The 18787-nt window shown below is 70.3% G+C and carries 12 protein-coding genes; 5 read left to right on the top strand and 7 right to left on the bottom strand.

Annotation, left to right across the window (positions count from 1 at the left end):
- Positions 1-27: 27 nt before the first annotated feature.
- Positions 28-1722: a GTPase gene (locus F0U63_RS46205; protein WP_395841426.1), complete on the bottom strand. Its 1695-nt coding sequence runs from the start codon at positions 1720-1722 to the stop codon at positions 28-30.
- A gap of 185 nt (positions 1723-1907) precedes the next feature.
- Here F0U63_RS46205 and F0U63_RS46200 point away from each other — a divergent pair, with 185 nt between their 5' ends.
- Complete coding sequence (locus tag F0U63_RS46200) at positions 1908-3200, top strand: dicarboxylate/amino acid:cation symporter (protein WP_395841424.1); 1293 nt, start codon at positions 1908-1910, stop codon at positions 3198-3200.
- A 7-nt stretch (positions 3201-3207) separates the two neighbouring features.
- Here F0U63_RS46200 and F0U63_RS46195 read toward each other — a convergent pair whose 3' ends face one another.
- A complete protein-coding gene (locus F0U63_RS46195; RefSeq protein WP_395841422.1) occupies positions 3208-4992 on the bottom strand; it encodes a monovalent cation:proton antiporter-2 (CPA2) family protein in 1785 nt (594 codons plus the stop codon).
- A gap of 153 nt (positions 4993-5145) precedes the next feature.
- Between F0U63_RS46195 and F0U63_RS46190 the strand changes: the two genes are divergently transcribed.
- Positions 5146-8322 carry a TonB-dependent receptor domain-containing protein gene (locus F0U63_RS46190; protein ID WP_395841420.1) on the top strand — a complete coding sequence of 1059 codons (3177 nt, stop codon included), beginning with the start codon at positions 5146-5148 and terminating at the stop codon, positions 8320-8322.
- A 17-nt stretch (positions 8323-8339) separates the two neighbouring features.
- Positions 8340-9014: a hypothetical protein gene (locus F0U63_RS46185; protein ID WP_395841418.1), complete on the top strand. Its 675-nt coding sequence runs from the start codon at positions 8340-8342 to the stop codon at positions 9012-9014.
- 59 nt (positions 9015-9073) lie between these two features.
- On the opposite strand, the gene F0U63_RS46180 is transcribed toward F0U63_RS46185, so the two are convergent.
- A complete protein-coding gene (locus F0U63_RS46180) occupies positions 9074-9724 on the bottom strand; it encodes an MBL fold metallo-hydrolase (protein WP_395841416.1) in 651 nt (216 codons plus the stop codon).
- Positions 9725-9857: 133 nt separating this feature from the next.
- On the opposite strand from F0U63_RS46180, the gene F0U63_RS46175 reads away from it, so the two are divergent.
- Positions 9858-11465, top strand: a complete 1608-nt coding sequence (locus tag F0U63_RS46175; RefSeq protein WP_395841414.1) for a lipase maturation factor family protein — start codon at positions 9858-9860, stop codon at positions 11463-11465.
- Between the two features lie 172 nt (positions 11466-11637).
- The gene (locus F0U63_RS46170) at positions 11638-12474 is read left to right on the top strand and encodes an Ig-like domain-containing protein (RefSeq protein ID WP_395841412.1); all 837 of its coding nucleotides are present in this window, start codon (positions 11638-11640) and stop codon (positions 12472-12474) included.
- 171 nt (positions 12475-12645) lie between these two features.
- Here F0U63_RS46170 and traB read toward each other — a convergent pair whose 3' ends face one another.
- The 4 genes from traB to F0U63_RS46150 all read right to left on the bottom strand — a co-directional run bounded on the left by traB (position 12646) and on the right by F0U63_RS46150 (position 18776).
- A complete protein-coding gene (gene traB, locus F0U63_RS46165) occupies positions 12646-14265 on the bottom strand; it encodes an outer membrane exchange protein TraB (protein ID WP_395841410.1) in 1620 nt (539 codons plus the stop codon).
- The gene (traA, locus tag F0U63_RS46160) at positions 14262-16268 is read right to left on the bottom strand and encodes an outer membrane exchange protein TraA (RefSeq protein ID WP_395841408.1); all 2007 of its coding nucleotides are present in this window, start codon (positions 16266-16268) and stop codon (positions 14262-14264) included. Before traA ends, traB begins: the two co-directional genes overlap by 4 nt.
- A gap of 139 nt (positions 16269-16407) precedes the next feature.
- Complete coding sequence (locus F0U63_RS46155) at positions 16408-16770, bottom strand: helix-turn-helix domain-containing protein (protein WP_002621902.1); 363 nt, start codon at positions 16768-16770, stop codon at positions 16408-16410.
- A 227-nt stretch (positions 16771-16997) separates the two neighbouring features.
- A complete protein-coding gene (locus tag F0U63_RS46150) occupies positions 16998-18776 on the bottom strand; it encodes a GTPase (protein WP_395841406.1) in 1779 nt (592 codons plus the stop codon).
- Positions 18777-18787 lie beyond the last annotated feature (11 nt).

The following is an 18787-nucleotide window of genomic DNA, read 5'->3' as shown; positions in this document are numbered from 1 at the left end:
CCGGGGTACAGGGTGGGTGTCGAGCAGTCAGCGTCCCTGGAGCAGGGCCCGGGCGGCCTCGCGTCCGGGGCGCAGGCTGTCCTGGACCGCCTCTCCGAGCCGGACGCCCAGTGCGTCCAGGAGCACGCTGAAGCGCTCCTGGCCCGCGCGGCGCACGGCGCGGGTGGTGCCCGCCAGGCTCGCCGAGGACAAGAGCGCGCCGGCTCCCGCAAGCAGCGCGAGCAGGGCCCCCGCGTTGAGGAAGTAGTCCACGCCCAGCAGGGGGCCCTCGATATAGGCGCGCACCACGCGGTAGCCCACATGGCCGAGGAGCGCGAGCAGGGGCAGGTTGATGAGGGGCAGCACCAACCAGCGCGCGGTGCGCCACCAGCCGGCCACGGCCTCGGCCACCGCGGTGGTGACGGTGTAGCGCCAGGCGCTCGCGCGCGCGGACTTCAGCTCCGCGAGCAGCGTCTCCACCTCGGGCAGGCCCAGGGACTCGGGAGGCAGTCCGCCCGCGTGCGCGAGGGCGCGGGCCTGGGTCAGCGCGGCGCGGGCTGCGGCCTCCACGGCGAAGTCGTCCTCGAAGGGCTCCACCACCGCCGTCTCCGCCGCGCGCGCGCGCGTGCGCTCCCGGACCGCGTCCAGCACGGTGGAGGTGGCCGCCACCGCCAGGCCCACGGGCAGGCTGCGCCGCGCCACCAGCGTCGCCGCGCCGAGGCCTCCCACACCCACGGACGACAGCCGCATGCCCCAGGCCGCCGGGCCCCAGAAGCGTCCCGCCGCCTGGCCCCGCACCTCCGTGGCGAGGTGGCCTTGCGCGAGCAGCAGCCGCGCGCCGAAGTCCTCCTTCAACCCCGTGGCGGCCCGGCCGAGCCCCTCCTGGAGCGCCGCGCGTGCCTTGGCGAGCGTGTCCTCCGTCTCCTTCAGCGCGCCCTCCACCCGCGAGGTGAGCTCCGCCAGGGCGCCCTCGGCGTTGGTGCGCCGCACCCGCTCGGCCACCGCCCGCGTGGCGAGCGACTGGAGGTGGAAGAGCAGGGCGCCGAACTCGCCGGACGGGTCCTCCCCCCGCTGCGCGGCGCGGCCGCTGATGGCGAAGACGGGCACGGCCTCGGCCTCCATGCCATAGCGCTCCACGGCGAGCCGGCGCGCCTGGGACTTGAGCGCCTCGCGCGACTCGGCCGACAGCTCATCCGCGAAGTTGACGAGGAACACGAGCGCGCGGCGCCGGGCGAACTCCGCGAGGAACTCGGCCTGGGTGGCCTCGGCCACGCTGCCCCGGTGCATCACCACCAGCGCCACGTCCGCGCGCTCCAGGGCGGCGCGTGCCACCTCGCGGTGCACGGTGGCCACGCTGTTGAGGTCCGGCGTGTCGATGAACACCTGGCCGCTCCACAACCCACGGGGGCCCGGGGTGTAGCGCACCACCCGCGCGCCCACCCCGGCGAGCTCCTCCAGGGCGAGCGACTCGGGGGCGAACACGGTGGCGGCGGTGCTCGTGGGCCGGTCCTCCCCCTCGCGGGCGAGGGCCTGTCCGGCCAGGGCGTTGAGCAGGGTGGACTTGCCCGCGCCAGTTGCGCCCACCAGGGCCACGGTGAGGGGGGCGTCGCGCCGCTCGAGGCCGCGCGCGTAGTCCTGGCGCAGCCGCTCCAGACGGGCGGCATGCGGGGCGAGGGCGGGCAGGGTGCTTGCGGCGGAGAGCAGGCGCTCGAGGTGCTCGGGGTCGGGCAGGGAGGTGTCCACGTGCCCAGCCTCTCCAAGGCGGGCGTCCCTGCCCAGCCCGGAGTGAGGCGGGGGGCGTGCTGACGTTGCGCGTCATGCACTCCGTGCTCCAAGGAACTCCGAAACCCGTCTGTCCGGTGGCGGGGGCCGGACACGGACCCTAGGCTGCGCGCCTCGTCTCGGTCCCCCCAGGGGGTGCACGCACCATGGATGTTCAGGACATCAAGAAGGACGCCGCTCCCCGGAAGGTTCACCAGCACCTGTATGTGCAGGTCCTGGTGGCCATCTCGATCGGAGCGCTGCTCGGCCACTTCTACCCGTCGCTCGGCGCGTCCATGAAGCCGTTGGGGGATGGCTTCATCAACCTCGTGAAGATGGTCATCTCCCCCATCATCTTCCTCACGGTGACCACGGGCATCGCGGGCTCGCACGACCTGAGCAAGGTGGGCCGCATCGCCCTCAAGGCGTTCGCGTACTTCCTCACCTTCTCCACGCTCGCGCTGGTGGTGGGCATGGTCATCGCCCATGTGGTGCAGCCGGGCGCGGGGATGAACATCGATCCGGCCTCGCTCAACGTGGGCCAGGTGTCCACCTACACCGCCAAGGCCCATGAGCAGAGCGTCACCGGCTTCCTGCTCAACATCATCCCCAAGACGGTGGTGAGCGCCTTCGCCGAGGGGGAGATCCTCCAGGTGTTGTTCGTCGCCATCCTCTTCGGCGTCTCGCTGGCGATGGTGGGGGAGCGGGGCCGGCTGGTGCTGGAGCTGCTCCAGTCGCTCAGCAGCGTGTTCTTCCGGCTGGTGAGCATCCTCATGAAGGCCGCGCCCATCGGAGCCTTCGGCGCGTTCGCCTTCACCATCGGCAAGTATGGGATTGCCTCCATCTACAACCTGGCGAAGCTGGTGCTCACCTTCTACATCACCTCGCTCGTCTTCGTGCTCGGGGTGCTGGGGCTGGTGGCGTTCTTCAACGGCTTCAACATCCTGAAGCTCATCCGCTACCTCAAGGCGGAGCTGTTGCTCGTGCTCGGCACCAGCTCGTCCGAGTCCGCCCTGCCCAACCTCATCGACAAGATGGAGCGCGCGGGGTGCGCCAAGCCCGTCGTGGGCCTGGTGGTGCCCACGGGCTACTCCTTCAACCTCGACGGGACGAACATCTACATGACGCTGGCGGCGCTGTTCATCGCCCAGGCGACCAACACGCACCTGTCCCTGTCCCAGCAGGTGCTGCTGCTGCTGGTGGCGATGCTCAGCTCCAAGGGCGCGGCGGGCGTCACCGGCGCGGGCTTCATCACGCTCGCGGCGACGCTGTCCGTGGTGCCCGACGTGCCCGTGGCGGGCATGACGCTCATCCTCGGCGTGGACCGCTTCATGTCCGAGTGCCGCTCGCTGACCAACTTCATCGGCAACGCGGTGGCCACGGTGGTGGTGTCGCGCTGGGAGGGGGCGCTCGACCGCGAGGCCTTCCAGGCGGCGATGAACACCCCGCCCAAGGACTGAGCCGGCTTCAGACGGGCTTTTCCTGCTCGTCCTTGGCGAAGAGCTGCTCCAGTTCCTTGCGCGCCTGGGCCGCCATGGCGGCCATCTTCTTGTCGTCGCCCTGGTGCTCGTACGTCGAGCGCAACAGCGCATCGTCATGCGCGCGGAAGCGCTCCACGGTGTCCTTGCTCTGGGAGAAGGACAGCCCGAGCGCCTGGAGCACGTCCTCCGTCATCTCGAGGCTGCCCGCGAAGGTCTCGCGCATGATGTGGGTGACGCCCGCGCCGAGCAGCCGGTAGGCATGCTGGCGGTTGCGGGCGCGAGCGAAGAGGGTGAGGTGGGGGAAGTGCTGGCGCACCGTCTCCGCCGTGCGCACCGAGGCCTCCACGTCATCGATGGCCAGCACGAAGACGCGTGCCTTGTCCGCGCGCGCGGCCCGGAGCAGGTCCAACCGCGAGGCATCGCCATAGTGGATGAATGTGTTGCCGAACTTCTTGAGGAAGTCGATGTGCTGGGCGTCGATGTCCAGGGCGGTGAAGCCGATGCGCCGGGCCCGCAGCACACGCGCCACCACCTGTCCCACGCGTCCGAGCCCCGCGATGATGACGGGCTGGTCCTGCTCGGGTGACACGTCGAAGGCGCGCGTGTTCGCGCGGCGCAGGCGCGGGCGCAGGACCTTGTCGTAGAGCATGAGCAGCACGGGGGTGACGGCCATGGACAGACTCACCACCACCACGAGCAGGTCCGCCAGCTCGCGCTCCATCACCTGGAAGCCCTCCGCCAGGCCGAACAGGACGAAGGCGAACTCGCCGCCCTGGGAAATGTAGAGGGCCAGGCTCAGCGCGGGCGCGGTGTCGTGGAAGACGCGCCGGCCCAGCACGAAGAGCACCAGGGCCTTGAGCAGCACCAGCCCGAGCACCAGCCCTCCCACGAGCAGGGGCGAGCGCACCAGCAGCCCCAGGTTCACCGACATGCCCACGGCCATGAAGAAGAGCCCGAGCAGCAGGCCCTTGAAGGGCTCGATGTCCGCTTCCAGCTCGTGGCGGAACTCCGAGTCGGCCAGCAGCACGCCCGCGAGGAAGGCGCCGAGCGCCATGGACAGCCCCACCTGGCTCACCAGCAGCGCGGTGCCCACCACCACGAGCAGCGCCGTGGCGGTGAAGAGCTCCTGGGTGTGGGTGGCGGCCACGCGGCGCAGCACGGGCCTCAACACGTAGCGGCCCCCGAGGACGACCGTGGCCAGCACGCCCACCACCTGCACGGCATGCAGCCACCCGGAGGCGCCCTGGGACCGGGGCTCCGGGGACTCGCCAAGGAAGGGCAAGAGCGCCAGCAGCGGGATGACGGCCAGGTCCTGGAACAGCAGGATGCCGAAGGCGGCCTGTCCATGGTCCGTGGTCAGCTCGTTCTTCTCCGCCAGCAATTGCAGGGCGAAGGCGGTGGAGGACAGGCTCAGCCCGAGCCCGGCGATGAGCGCGGTGGGCAGCGGCAGCCCGAGCCCCCAGCCCACCGCCGCGAGCAGCGCGCCCGTGCCCACCACCTGCGCTCCACCCAGGCCAAACACCGAGCGGCGCAACTCCCACAGGCGAGCGGGGCGCAATTCCAATCCGATAAGAAAGAGCAACAGCACCACGCCCAGCTCCGAGAAGTGGAGAATGCTCTCCACGTCGGAGACGAGCTTGATGCCCCAGGGGCCGATGACCAGTCCCGCCGCCAGGTAGCCCAGCACCGAGCCCAATCCGAGCCGCTTGAAGAGAGGGACGGACACGACCGCGGCGGTCAGGAAGATCAAGGCCTGATGCAGGAAGGACATTGCCTCGCTTCATGTCACGCGGCAGGGAAACCGGGCAATGGTGGGTATTCGCGGCCCCACTCTTGTTTTCGTCTGGATTTCCCATTAGGTGACGACGCACCGCGGCACCGGCGGGCATGGAGCGCGCTGGCGTCGCACGGAGAGGCTAGCTCTTTGAACCTTCATCTCGAGTCCAAACAGGCGCGTGTCCTCGTGACGGCGCTGCTGCTGGGCGTGTGCACGTGGATGCCGCGCGCCGAGGCACAGCAAAACACATCCGTGCTGACGGGCACGGTGGTGGATGCCAGCACCAAGCAACCCGTTGCGGACGTGGTGGTCACCGCGACCTCTCCCAGCCTCCAGGGAGAGCAGGTCGTCGTCACCGACAAGACGGGGCTCTACCTCATCCCGCAACTGCCTCCGGGTGTCTACACCCTGCGCTTCGACAGCGAGGGCTTCCAGCCCTACTCGCGCACGGACATCACCCTGCGCCTCAACCGCACCATCCGTCTCAACGCGGAGCTGCTGCCGGATACCTTCTCCACGACGGTGGAGGTGTCGGGCACGCCGCCCTCGGTGGACGTGGGCTCGGCGCGCACGGGCGTGAACGTGGACTCGGAGCTCATCAACCGGCTGGCCACGGTGCGCCCTGGCAGCAAGGGCTCCGCGTCGCGCTCCTTCGAGAGCCTCGCCGAGTTCGCCCCGGGCTCCAGCTCGGACGCCTATGGTGTGTCGCTCAATGGCACCAGCTCGCCGGAGAACGGCTTCCAGGTGGATGGCCTGTCCACGAACAACCCCGCGCTCGGCACGCTGGGCTCGCCCCTGTCGGTCGAGTTCATCCAGGAGGTAAACGTCATCACCGGTGGCTTCATGCCGGAGTTCGGCCGCTCCACGGGTGGCGTGATGACGGCCGTCACCAAGTCCGGCTCCAATGAATTCCATGGCTCGGTGTTTGGCAACCTCACCCCGGGCGTTTTCGAGGGCACGCCCACGCCCGTGGCGGCCGAGGGCAGCGTCATCACCACGACGCAGCGGTTGTGGAACCTGGGAGACTTTGGCGCCACCCTGGGCGGCCCCATCGTCCAGGACAAGCTGTGGTTCTTCGCGGGCGTGGCGCCGTCCTTCACCCGCCGCGCGCTCAATCGCAATCTCAACGTCTTCGTGCTCGGCGAGGATGGCAAGCCGGTGAAGAACGCCGAGGGCTTCTCCCAGACTCAGCCCATTCCCGGCACCTTCCAGCGCTACTTCGCCGATCAGCGCTCGGTGCAGTACATCGGCAAGCTCACCTGGCAGGTGCATCCCGACCACGGCCTCACCCTGTCGGTGACGGGGACGCCGAGCGGCTCGGGCGGCAACGGCCGCTTCGGCTACAACCTCGACAGCGGGCTCGTCGAGACGGAGACCACCTCCGGCAACATCATCAACGGCAGCTACGACACGCTCGCGCACATCTACACGCAGGACACGCGCGACATCGCGCTCAAGCTGTCCTCGTCCTTCCTGGACAAGCGCGTGCTCCTGGATGCCAACCTGGGCTGGCACCACCAGCGAGACACCACGCTGCCGGTGGATGGCAGTGGCATTGGCAATTCCACGGGCCTGTCGGGCATCCCCCAGTTCGACATGCGCCGCACCGGCACCAGCACCGCGCCGAGCTACCACTCCATCAACGACTTCGAGACGCTGCCGGACCCCTCCGTGTGTGATCCAGCGGGCACGACCAACGCCGTGCGCTGCCCCGTGTCGCGCTACTTCCTGGGCGGCCCCGGCTTCCTGCTGGACCGCTCGGTGGAGCGCTATCAGGCCAACGCCGTGGGCACCCTGCTGCTCACCGCGCTCGGCCACCACGTCATCAAGGCGGGCGCCGACGTGGAGCTGATGACGAACCAGGACGAGCGCGCCTACTCGGGCGGCGTGCTCTACAACGAGTCGACCAGCGGCACGAGCTTCGCGGACTTCCGCTCCTTCGGCTACCTCAAGGGCCCGGACCAGCCGGTCGTCCAGCCGAGCGTGCCCACCTTCACGCGCGCCGACGCCCTGGGCGTCTTCCTGCAGGACAGCTGGAGCATCCTGGACCGGGTCACCCTCAACGCGGGCCTGCGCTACGACACCCAGACCATCTATGGCAACGGGGGCAACGTGGCCTTCTCGCTGCCCAACCAGGTCTCTCCGCGCGTGGGGCTCATCTATGACTTCACCCGCACGGGCCGCTCCAAGCTGTTCGCCACCTACGCGCGCTACTACCAGAACGGGGTGCTGGCGATGATCAACTCCCAGTTCTCCAACGTCACCCGCCTGACCGCCACGCGCAACCGCGATGCCTCGGCGGCGACGGGAGGCCCCGGGTGCAATCCGCTCACCCAGGCCGCGCCGTACACGGAGTGCCGCGACTCGCGCAACCTGTCGGAGGTGTCGGGCGCCCCGCCCACCGCGGTGACGCGCTACAACGGGCAGACCTTCGCCATCAACAGCCCGGTGGACCCCGAGCTGCGGCCCCAGTCCTCGGACGAAATCACCCTGGGCGGCGAGTACGAGGTGCTCCCGCGCGCCACGCTGGGCGTCAGCTACGTGCGGCGCACGATGAACGACGTCATCGAGGACATGTCCATCAACGAGGCGACCAACTACTTCATTGGCAACCCGGGCCGGGGCATCGGCGCCGCGTTCCCCAAGGCCATTCGCGACTACGACGCGGTGTCCGTCTACCTCACCAAGGCGTTCGCGGACCTGTGGCTCGCGCAGGCCAGCTACACCTGGTCCTACCTGCGCGGCAACTACCCGGGCCTCTACCGCCCGGACAACGGCCAGCTCGCGCCCAACGTCACCTCGGAGTTCGACCTGGTCTCCATGACGCAGAACAAGGTGGGCCCGCTCGCGTCCGACCGCACCCACAACATCAAGCTGTTCGGCTCGCGCGAGTTCCTCCTGTCCAACGTGGCGAGCCTGGACGTGGGCCTGTCGTACCGCGCCCAGTCGGGCACGCCGCTCAACGTGACGGGCTCGCAGTACATCTACGGCGCGGGTTTCACGTACATCCTGCCGCGCGGCAGCGGGGGCCGGCTGCCCTGGGTGCACAACGTGGATGCGCACGTGGGCTTCAACCACAAGCTCGGCCGGGGCATGACCGGCACCATCACCCTGGATGCCTTCAACCTGTTCAACTTCCAGGCCGTCACCGGCGCGGACCAGAACTACACCTTCGACAACGTCGAGGCGATCACGAATGGCACGCCCCTGGCGGAGCTGAAGAACCGCGCGGGCCAGCCGGCGACCCTCAATCCCAACTACGGCAAGCCCATTTCCTACCAGGCACCGCGCAGCGTCCGCATCGGCGCGCGCGTGGCGTTCTGAGTCCGGAGCCACACACCATGAAGACACAACGACTCCTCGCCACCTGGACGTTCTCCGTTGGATGCCTGGCCCTGTTGGGCGCCTGTGACACCGGACAGCCCGCGCCCCAGTGCACCGTGGGCCGTGGCGACCACGCCGTGCGCTACGTCTTGAAGACGGGCTCGGGCATCTGCGCCCAGAAGAAGGCGGAGATCGTGGGGGCGCAGGCCTTCCGCGTCCCCAACTCCGGCACCCCGCCCACCGTCTACTTCAACGCCGCTTCCCTGGCGCCGGGCACCCCCGGTACGCCGGTGACGACGTCGGCCTCGGGGCCGTTCACCACCGAGTACCCGTCCGACGACAACGTCTGCACCGTGCAGGCGATGAGCGAGGCGCGGCAGGTGGTGGACGGGGTGGAGCGCGTCTACCGGTGGAGCAACGTGCGCGTTCAGGGCCGGGCGGCCATTCCGGGCACGCAGTGGGTGGCGGACCTGACCTACTCGGAAGGGGACTGCACGGCCACGTACGAGGCGGTGGGCGTGTTCCCCGCCATCAAGTGCGAAGCCGGCACGCCCGCCGTGCGCGATGAGAGCCTCTGCCGGGCGGTGCGGCAGGGCTCGACGTTGGATCCGGCGTTCCCCATCTCCTGCGAGGAGACCACCAACCTGTGCGTGTTGGACGGTCTGCCGCCGGCGCTGACGCCGACGCCTTGAGTCGGGCGCCTTGAGTTGAAGGGGAGGCCCGCGGGGTGGCTCGCGGGCCTTCTCGCTTTTCAGGCTCCGGCGGGGGCGGGGAAGTCGGAGTCCTCGCTCAGGGCCTGGCGCAGCGCGGCCGCTCCGTCGTGGAGGATGGGGCGGCCGTGGGCGAAGCAGACGACCTCCACCGGCAGGTGCTCGAGGATGCGCCGCACGCTCGCGCGGGTGCGCGCCGGGTCGTCCTGGTACTGGCTGTCGACGAAGCGAGGCGTGCCCTGCTCGTCATGGGTGAGCAGGTCGGAGAGGAAGACGACGCTCCGGGGCCGCTCCTTCCAGAGGGTGAACATGACCTCGGCGGGGCCGGGCGTGTGGTAGGCCACGAGTCCTCCGGGAAGGTTGTCCCCGTTGGTGTAGGTGGCATCGGGCGAGTCCTCCAGGCCATGGGCGTTCACCGGGGCCCAGACCGGAGCGCCGAACGTCTTGCGCAGGGACCACGCCGCGCGCTGGTGGTTGCCCGCGGTGAGCACGATGGCCTCCACCCGGCCCAGGGCGTTCAGGGCGTCCGCGGCGATGGGGAGGGGATCGATGAGGGTGACGGCGCCGTCGTCGGACACCACGGCGTAGGCCTCGCTGTGCACGCCGCCGATCCGGTCATCCTCGACACTCCAACGGTGGATTCCGGGAACCACCTGCTCGGTCCGCCTGGCTCGTTTCTTGGGCTGGCTCATGGGGAAAAGCTAGGCACCCGCGCGCGGAGTGGAGTCCGGCTCGGCCGCCTGGGCCCTTCGGGAGCGGGGGACTCGCGAGGGTGGCACCGGAGAGCGCCGCTCCCAGGTTTGGTGGAGGACGGAGGAGGCCCCCATGCGTGCTGTCAGTCCCCGTGGTGCCCAGGTGTTCTTCCGGATGCTCGGCTCCCTGCCCCTCTGGGAGGAGCGGCGGCGCCCGCGGGCCCGTGGGGGCGGGTGGCTGGCGCGGTTCGTCGAGCGCTCCGTGGCGCCGCCCCAGCACCGCCGCGTGAGGCAGACGTTCCTGGTGGCCCTGGGAGGCATCTACTTCATCGCCTTCACTTCCCTGGGCCGGCAGGTGTTGGGGCTGCATGGCTCGCGGGGCATCCTGCCCGTGAAGGATCTGCTCGGCTCGCCCCGGCTGGCCGCGTTGGGCCGTGAGCGCTACCTGAAGCTGCCCACGGTGTTCTGGCGGGACGCGTCCGACGCGGCCCTGGTGCGGGGCATTCGCGCCGGGCAGGCCCTGTCGCTGGCGGTGATGCTGGGCGTGGCGCCCCAGGCGTCCCTGGCGGGGCTGTGGGCGCTCTACCTGTCCTACGTGTCCGTGGGGCGGGAGTTCCTCTCCTTCCAGTGGGACGCGCTGTTGCTGGAGATGGGGCTGCTCGCGGTGCTCACCGCCCCGGCGGGGTTGCGGCCGGGAGCGGGGCGCCGGGAGCCCACCGCCCTGGAGGTGTTCGCGTGGCGGATGCTCGTCTTCCGCCTCTACCTGGGCTCGGGGCTATCCAAGATTCAGTCGGGCGACCGGACATGGCGGGAGCTCACCGCGTGCGACGTCTATTACGAGACGGCGCCGCTGCCCACGCGGGGCGGATGGGCCGCGCACCAGTTGCCCCGCCGGGCCCAGCGCTATTCCACCCTGTCCGTGCTGGCGTTGGAGACGGTGTTTCCCTTCCTCGTCTTCGCCCCGAGGCCGCTGCGGCTGCTGACCTTCTGGCTCCTGTCGGGGTTGCAGGGCGTCATCCTGGTGACGGGCAACTACGGCTTCTTCAACGTGCAGTCGTTGGCCCTGGGCCTGTGGCTGCTGGACGACGCGGCCCTGGGGCGGGTGCTGCCCGAGCCCCCGCCCGCCCGGCCTCGGGCCCTCTGGCGCACGGCGGTGGGGGCGCTGTCCGTGGCGCCGCCGCTCGCCCTGGGCGCGCTGGAGCTGCTGGGCCGCTTCGACCGCCCGCGCCGGGTGCCGGACTGGCTCGCGTGGCTGGAGCGGCGGGCGCGTCCCCTGCGCGCGGTGAATGGGTATGGGCTCTTCGCGGTGATGACGGTGCGGCGGCCGGAGATCTCCCTGGAAGGCTCCGAGGATGGGCACACGTGGCGCGAGTACCCCTTCCGCTACAAGGTGGGCGCGCTGGAGACGGCGCCCCGGTGGGTGGCACCGCATCAGCCCCGCCTGGACTGGCAGATGTGGTTCGCGGCGCTGGGTTCACCGCCTGCCTGGTTGCTCGCACTGACAGTGAGGCTTCTGGAGGGCTCCCCCGAGGTGGAGGGGCTCTTCGCGGGCAATCCCTTCCCGGGGAAGCCCCCGCGCTTCATTCGAGCGGTGCTTTACGATTATCGGATGACGGACCGGGAGACCCGGCGGCGCACGGGCGCGTGGTGGACGCGGGAGCGGACGGGCCTCTATCTGCCTCCGGTGAGCCGGGCTCCGCCCGGGGCCACGCACCGCCTGGAGTGGGCCGCGGAGGCGTGAACCGCGGAACTTTCCTCCGCGCATGAAGGGAGGCTCGGACGAGGGAGCGGAGCGAGGGGGGGAGGGCTTGCAAAGAATGGCGTGATGGGCGTAACGAAATACAATCCCTTTCGCCGCCGTTCGACACGTCGTCTTGACGCCCGCCCGCCCCCCTGCCCCCGTGAATCGCTCGATGTCCGCTCGCTCCCTGCTCCTGCTGTCTTCTCTCGTGTTGGGGGGCTGCCGCTCCGCTCCGGCGACCCTGTCCCTCGCCATGCCGGAGAGCCGCCCGCTCCACAAGCAGGGCGAGTCCGTCGTGCTCGAGGCCATCGCGCTCGATGCGGCGGGCAAGCCGGTGGAGGACGCGGACCTGCGCTGGGTGAGCTCGGCGCCGGAGGTGGCCTCGGTGGTGGACGGGGTGGTGGTGGCGCGCAAGTCCGGCCGGGCGACCATCGCCGCGGCGGCTGGCAAGGTGCGCGCCTCGGTGGAGGTGCAGGTGTCCATTCCCAGCCAGCTCGACATCCGGGTGGCGGGAGCGGACTTCCTCACGGCGGGCAACTCCATCGCCATCTCCGCCGTGGTGAAGAACGAGCTGGGCAAGCCCCTGGTGGACGTGCCGCCCCAGTGGGAGTCGAGTGACGAGACGGTGGCGCGGGTGGAGAACGGCCGGCTCATCGGCGTGTCTCCGGGCCAGGCCACCATCACCGTGACGGTGCCGCCGCTCAGCCGCCGGCTGCCGGTGCAGGTGGTGCGCTCGGACTTCGCGCGCATGGAGGTGGAGCCCACCCACGTCATCTTCGCCAAGCCCGGGCAGACGCAGCAGCTGCGCGCCCGGACGTTCAACAACCGGAGCATCGCGCTGAGCGACGTGCCCGTCACCTGGTACAGCTCGGACTGGTCGGTGGCGACGGTGTCCCCCACGGGGCAGGTGACGGCGGTGGGGCCCGGGCGCACGGTGGTGACGGCCACCGCCGGCCGGCGCAAGGCCGCGGCCGAGGTCGTCTTCGAGGTCAAGACGGCCAGCCGCTAGTCGTCTCCCGGTGAGGCGCCCGCCCTGGGGCGGGCCGTCCCGGGCGGAGTCCCCGGGGAGTCCATCTCCCCTCGAGCGTTCCTTCCCGGCTTCCTCGACGTGGCCCGTGCGTGGCGCCCCTCGGTCACCGGGGCGGGTGCTCCGGGCCCCGAGGGGCCTGCTTCCTCCCCCTCAACGCGTGCCCTGGGGCGCGGGGCGCTTGCCGCCCTTCTTCGTCGGAGGCACCTGCCAGCCCGCGGCGGGGTCTGGCGGGCAGGGGGGGAGGGCGGCTCCCTCCGCGGGCGGGAGGATGGTGAATTCCACCCGGCGGTTGAGGGCCATGTTGGCCTCGGAGTCATTGGCGGTGAGGGGGCGGCTGCGGCCGAAGCCCGCCGAGCACAGCCGCTCCACGGCGATGCCGCTGTCGAGCAGGAAGTTCTGCACGCTCACGGCGCGGCGGCGCGACAGGTCGAAGTTGTAGGCGTCGTTGGCGCGGGCGTCGGTGTGGGCCTCGACGAGCACGCGCTGGATTTCCTCGTGCGCGAGCAGCTCCTGGGCCACCTCCTCGAGGATGGGGAAGGACTCGGGGAGGATGACGTCCTGGTCGGTGGCGAAGTGGACCTGGTCGAGGATGACGATCTTGTTGCCCTCGATGCGCGCGAGCGGGCAGCCGTTGCGGCCCCGAGGGCCGGCGGCGAGCACGGGGCAGGGGTCGAGCCGGTCCACGATGGAGTCGCCATCGCGGTCGGTGTCGGGGCAGCCGCCGTTCTCCACGGGGCCGGGGGCGTTGGGGCAGCGGTCGCCCTCGCCGATGACGGAGTCGCCGTCGGGATCCACGGGGGGAGGCGGAGGAAGGGGCGGCTCCGGGGGCTCCTTGAAGCGCTGGATGGCCTCCCACTCGCGGGTCTTCGCGGGCACCCAGATGATGGAGGTGAAGAGGCGGAGGGAGGGGGAGGTGGGCGAGCAGCCGCAGCCGCCGCCTCCACCGACGGTGAAGGTGAGGCCGAGGCCGGTGTACCAGCGCAGGCCGAAGAGGAGCTCGGTGGGCAATGCCTGGGGCTGGTTGAGCAGCTTCTCCAGGGGGGTGCTGCCGGTGAGCATGCCCATGGCGGTGATGCCGTTGGCGCGCAGGATGGGCACCTCGGCGCCGAGCCCGAAGGTGAGCGAGTTGCCCCAGAGGGTGTTGAGGAACTGGCGGGCGGGCCGCAGCCAGAACCCGGCGTTGAAGGCCAGGAGGACGCCCGACTCGAAGCGGTAGTCCGTCACGAGGCCAGGAGACCAGGTGACGGAGCCATCACTGGCGAAGGCGTCCTGGAGGCCGGTGGGCAGGCTCATGCCGAGGGTGAGGGCGCCTCCGAAGCCATTGCCCTCGGCGGAGCGGCGCAGGCCGGGGATGGCGGCCTTGGCGGTGAGGCGCAGGTCCGCGGGGGTGAAGGACTGGATGAAGCCCTCGGTGCCGATGGCCTCCAGGTTGTCCGAGCCCTGGAAGAGGACGAGGGGCATGTCCACGCCGACCTCCACCCAGTTGTACAGGCCCACGGAGGCCATGACATCCAGTTGGAGGCGGTTGCCCACGAGGCTGACGGACTTGGAGTTTGTGCCCGCGGCGACGAGCACCAGCGGATCCAACATGAAGTTGAGGTAGGCGCCGCCGGAGATGGAGAGGTGGGAGAGGGGTCTCGACTGGCCGACGCCGACCAGGTCCTGGGGAGCGCCCGAGGGGCGGAAGGCCTGGACGTCGAAGCGCACGTCCTGGGCCGAGGCGGCGCGGGTGAGCAGGAGGACGAGCAGGAGGGGCGCGAGACGGCTCATGCGACTCCTCGGGAGCGCCGCAGGAGGAAGGAGGCCGCGATGAGCAGCAGGGCGAGGCCACTGGGGGCGGTTTCGCCGGTGGCGCCGCAGCAGGGAGCGCCGCCCTGGCTCTCGGTGCCGGGCTTGCGCCGGCCGCGCTCGCACTCGAGGGTGACGGCCGAGCAGTACTCGACCCCGAGGCAGTCGTTGCTGGTCCTGCAGGAACTGGTGCACTGATTGGTGGCGGTGTCGCAGGTGCCGCCACAGGGGCAGTGGGCGTCGACGAAGCACTCGACGCAGGAGTCGCCATTGCAGAGGGCACCCTCGGCGCAGGTCACCGAGCACGAGGGAGTGGAGCAGGTGCGCGAGACGGGGTCGCAGGTGCCGCCGGGGCCGCAGTGGGAGTCCTCGGTGCAGCCGACGCACGAGCTGCCGGCGGAGGTGCCGTCGGTGAGGCAGATGGGGGTTTCGGTGGGGCAGGCCTCGCAGCGCGAGCCGCAGCGGTTGTTGGTGGTGCAGGAGGCGCACTCGCCGCTGAGGCAGAACTTGCCGTCACCGCACTCGAGGTCCGTGCGGCAGGAGACGCAGACCTGTCCGTCCAGACAGTAGGGGCGGTCCGTGGGGCACTTGGCGCACTGGGCGCCGCAGCGCTCCGAGGTGTTGCACTCGGGGACCTGCGCGACGCAGCGGCCATTGGCGGTGTCGCAGCGCTTGCCGTCGGAGCACTGGGTGTCGTTGGTGCACTCGACGCAGGAGGGGGGCGCGCCCGGGGTAGGCGACGCGCACTGGAGACCGTCCGGGCAGCAGTTGCAGGAGGTGCCCGCGCAGCTGTCGTTGGTGGAGCAGGACTGGCAGGTGTTGTTGGTGCAGGACTGGCCGCGGCCACAGTGCTCGTCGGTGATGCACTCGCGGCACTCGTGCTGCTCGGTGTCACAGTGCTGGCCGTTGGGGCACTGCGCGTCGGTGTTGCAGCCACCGCACTGGTTGGTGAGCGGGTCACACCGGCCACCGGGGCACTGGGAGTCTTCCGTGCACTCGACGCAGGTGAAGGTCCCGTTGCGGGGGTGGCACAGGGGCGTGGAGCCGCCACAGCGAGAGCAGCTCGGACCACAGAAGGTGGCCGAGTCACAGGGGGCGCAGAGCGCCGCTCCGTTGCAGTAGTAGCTGGGGTCGCAGCCGTTGTTGCCGGTGGTGTTGGCTGCCCGGCGATCGCACTGCTGGCACTGATTGAGGTCCGGGAACGACGGCCGCCCACTCTCTGTCTGATGGAACGAGGCGGGAGAGACCAGGGTGAAGCCCGCGTCCTTCAGCTTGAGGGCATTGGCCTCATTCGCCTTCTGCTCGAAGTCGGAGAAGGATCCCACCAGCACCGACATTTCCAATGCGGCGTGTTCCGTGATCTCCGCGTAGAGGACCTCGACGGGATAGAGGCCCGGCGTCAGGAAGGTGACGCTGTTGGTGGTTCGCCAGGTGGCTGCTCCAAGCTCAGGGGGCCTGTTGATGACCTGATAGAGCCGGGACAGGTTGTCGTAGATGGTGAAGACGACCGCGTCATCGGAGTAGAAGCCAAAATGAACCGGCAGACCCACCATGTCCGCGGTGACCTGGAGATAGCCGCGGAACCGGGTCGCGAACGCGGTGGAGGTGTCGTTGACGATGAAGTCACAGCCGCCGACTTGGCATCCGGGGGCGCTGTTCTCGTAGTCGCCGTAGCTCAGCCTCTGAGAGGTAGCGGTGTTGTTGTTCGACAGGTCGAACAAGGTTCGGAGCACCGAGCTGACGCGCGCGTTCGGATTGGAGGCGTCTGGCGTGGCGTCCAGGAAGGTGTTCACGTTGAAGCCGGCGCCACCCGGGAAGAACTCCGAGGTCGGATTCTTCGCCACCCGTGACACGGTGCACAAACCGGTTCCTGGCTGAGCGGGCAATGGGGCAACGGGCCCGCCCTGGATGAACACTGGCGCGAGCCGCGCGGCGTGGGCCTCGGAGCCCACTGCCACCAGCAACATCACCGCCAGGGCGGCCATTCTTCGTACGGGGTCCACGGGCACGGGGCGCAGGATTCCCCGGCCAACCTCCCCGGTCAAGCAATGCCCCGGGTTACACTGTAGGAGGGGGGACGGAAGCCTGCCCGGCATGCGATCCCACCAGTCACTCGTGGACGTCCTACTCCTTCTTGAGTGCCACCGCGAGCCGTCCCAGCAGCTTGATCTGCCCCGAGTCCAGCTGGCGCAACACCCTGAGCACCGCCCGTACCTCGGGCTTCTCGCCCTGCTCATTGGGTGGCTCGCTCAGCTTGAGCGCTCCGTCGGGACCCGACAGCCCCAGCAACTCGTCCGCGGAGATCCGCAGCGCCCGGCACAGCCTCAACAACGTCGGCACGCTCGGCACCATGCCGCCGCGCTCGATGCGTCCGTACACCTCCGTCACCAGGTCCACCATCTCCGCTACATCCGCCTGGGTGAGTTGCGCACGCAGACGGGCCGAACGCGCGGCCTCTCCAATCGTCTTCGCCAGTTTCTTATCCATACCTGAACCCACCCTACAGTGTAGGCACGGCGGAATACGACGCATCAGGTTGTTGGAACAGGACTGCAAAGGTCACTTCCGCGACCCTATCTCCGAAGTCACCCCGAACCCCCTCGCCCACCCCCGCTTCGCTGTCCCAAACCCTCGTTCCCACTCCGCACCGAGCCAGATTCTAACCGATGTACGACGAAATCCTACCCACCTCGTGGTCCGCGTGTCGCGGTGAACTACATCATGCGGGAGGGGTCTGACACGACTGCTCTTGTGGAGGAGATTCGCGAGGTTGTCTCGGCCAGGGTTTTCGCCGTGCGCTCCCACCCGGCCACCTGGGTGTCCAGGGAGCCCAGGAGTGGCGCGAAGAAGCGCTGTTCCAGCGCCTGGGCGAGGAGGGCGCCATGGGAGTCGGCCCAGCGCTGGGTGACGCGCTCGCGCAGGTCCGCGCCCAGCAGGTCCACGAAACGCTCCAGCAGCGGGGTGGACAGGAGCGTGCCGGCCCAGATGACCGCATCGTGGCCGAGCCCCCCCGTGGCCACCGTCACCGCAGCGGCGGCGCCCGAGGGCACCGAGTAGACGAGGGTGGCGAGTGTCTGCAGCAGCTCCTCGCGCGCCCCGCCGTGGAGCTCCTGGGCCACCAGTCCACGGCAGAAGCCGTACAGGCCCTCGCGCTCCTCGGGCCGCGAGTGGAGCCCCTCGATGTCCAGCGGCTCCTCCAGGCGCGCGAGCGTCGTGGGGCCAAGGGCCTGGGCGAGCAGCTCGCGCGTGGCGGCCTCTCCCCGCCAGGCGGCCACCTCCGGGGCGAAGCCCTCCACCAGTCTGCGCACGCCATCGCGCAGGGTGTCCTCAGTCACCTGGGGCACCGGGGCGGCGGTGGGCTCGGGGCCGGTGAACGAGCGGCGCACCTGGCGCGAGAGGAAGGTGAGGGCCGTGGCCAGCCCCCGGAAGGGCAGGCGCACGTAGCGGTGGAAGGCACTGCGCGCGTCGAGCTCGTCGCGGAAGGCCTCCACCAGCACATCCGCCGGCACCGCCTTGAGCGCCGCGGCCCGGCCCACCCCCAGCAGTTCGTGGCGCAGCCGCTGCCGCAGCCGTTCGGGCTCCCGCGCGGCCCGGGTGGCGGCCTCGGCCAGCCGGGCCATGTCCGCGCGCGCGTCCCGGAGCGAGGCCTCCAGGGCCCGGGCCTTGAGGGCGCGGGTGTGCTCGGGCTCTCCCAGGAGCGCGGACAGCGGGGGGCCGCCCTCGAGCGGGTGCGTCGCGAGCGGCTTCTCACCGGCCTCCACCTCGGGTTGGTGGGGCGCGAGGTAGCGCGCCAGGGCGGGGTGGCCCACGTCCGCGGCCAGCTTCTCCAGGTGGCCTCGGGCCGTCTCCTCGCGGGTGGCCTCGTTGTAGACGAGGAGATAGGGGTGCCCGTGGCCCACCGCCGTGCGCAGGAAGTCCACCAGGGCGGCGTTCTGGTACGTCTGCCGGCTGACGACGAAGACGAGCACGTCCACGGTGACCAGCAGCGCCTCGGCGCGCTCGCGGTTGTCGCGGTAGACGCTGTCGAAGTCCGGCGTGTCCATCACCACGAGGCCCCGGGGCACGGCGTCGGCGAGGACGAGGTAGAGCCGCCCCGCTGGCCCGGGTTGATCCACCGGAGCCGCCTCGCCCGGCACCACGAGGACGATGTCGTAGCGGCGCGTGAGGAAGTCCCGGAGCGAGCCCGTCCAGGTGTCCGGGTGGGCGGCGGCGAGGCACTGCTTGGTGAGGCCGCCCTCGGGCCGGGCCGGAGACAGGGGCGTGCCCACCAGCGCGTTGAAGAGCGTGGACTTGCCCACGTTGTTCGGTCCGGCGATGGCCACGAGCAACAGGGGCGCATCCGTGCCTCCCAGCCGGGGCAGCAGATCCCTCCTCAGGCGCTCATGGAGCCGGCGGGCGGTGTCCGCGTCGCCTTCCTCGACGAAGCGCTCGGGGGAGGGGAGCAGGGCAAGGGCGGACTCGAGCGCGGTGCGCAGGGAAGCGAGGTCGTTCATCCAATTCCCGG

The sequence above is a fragment of the Cystobacter fuscus genome (genome assembly GCF_044360685.1).
Classification (GTDB): Bacteria; Myxococcota; Myxococcia; order Myxococcales; family Myxococcaceae; genus Cystobacter; species Cystobacter fuscus_C.
The sequence above is the reverse complement of the archived record's forward strand: the minus strand, read 5'-3'. Positions and strand labels throughout refer to the sequence as shown.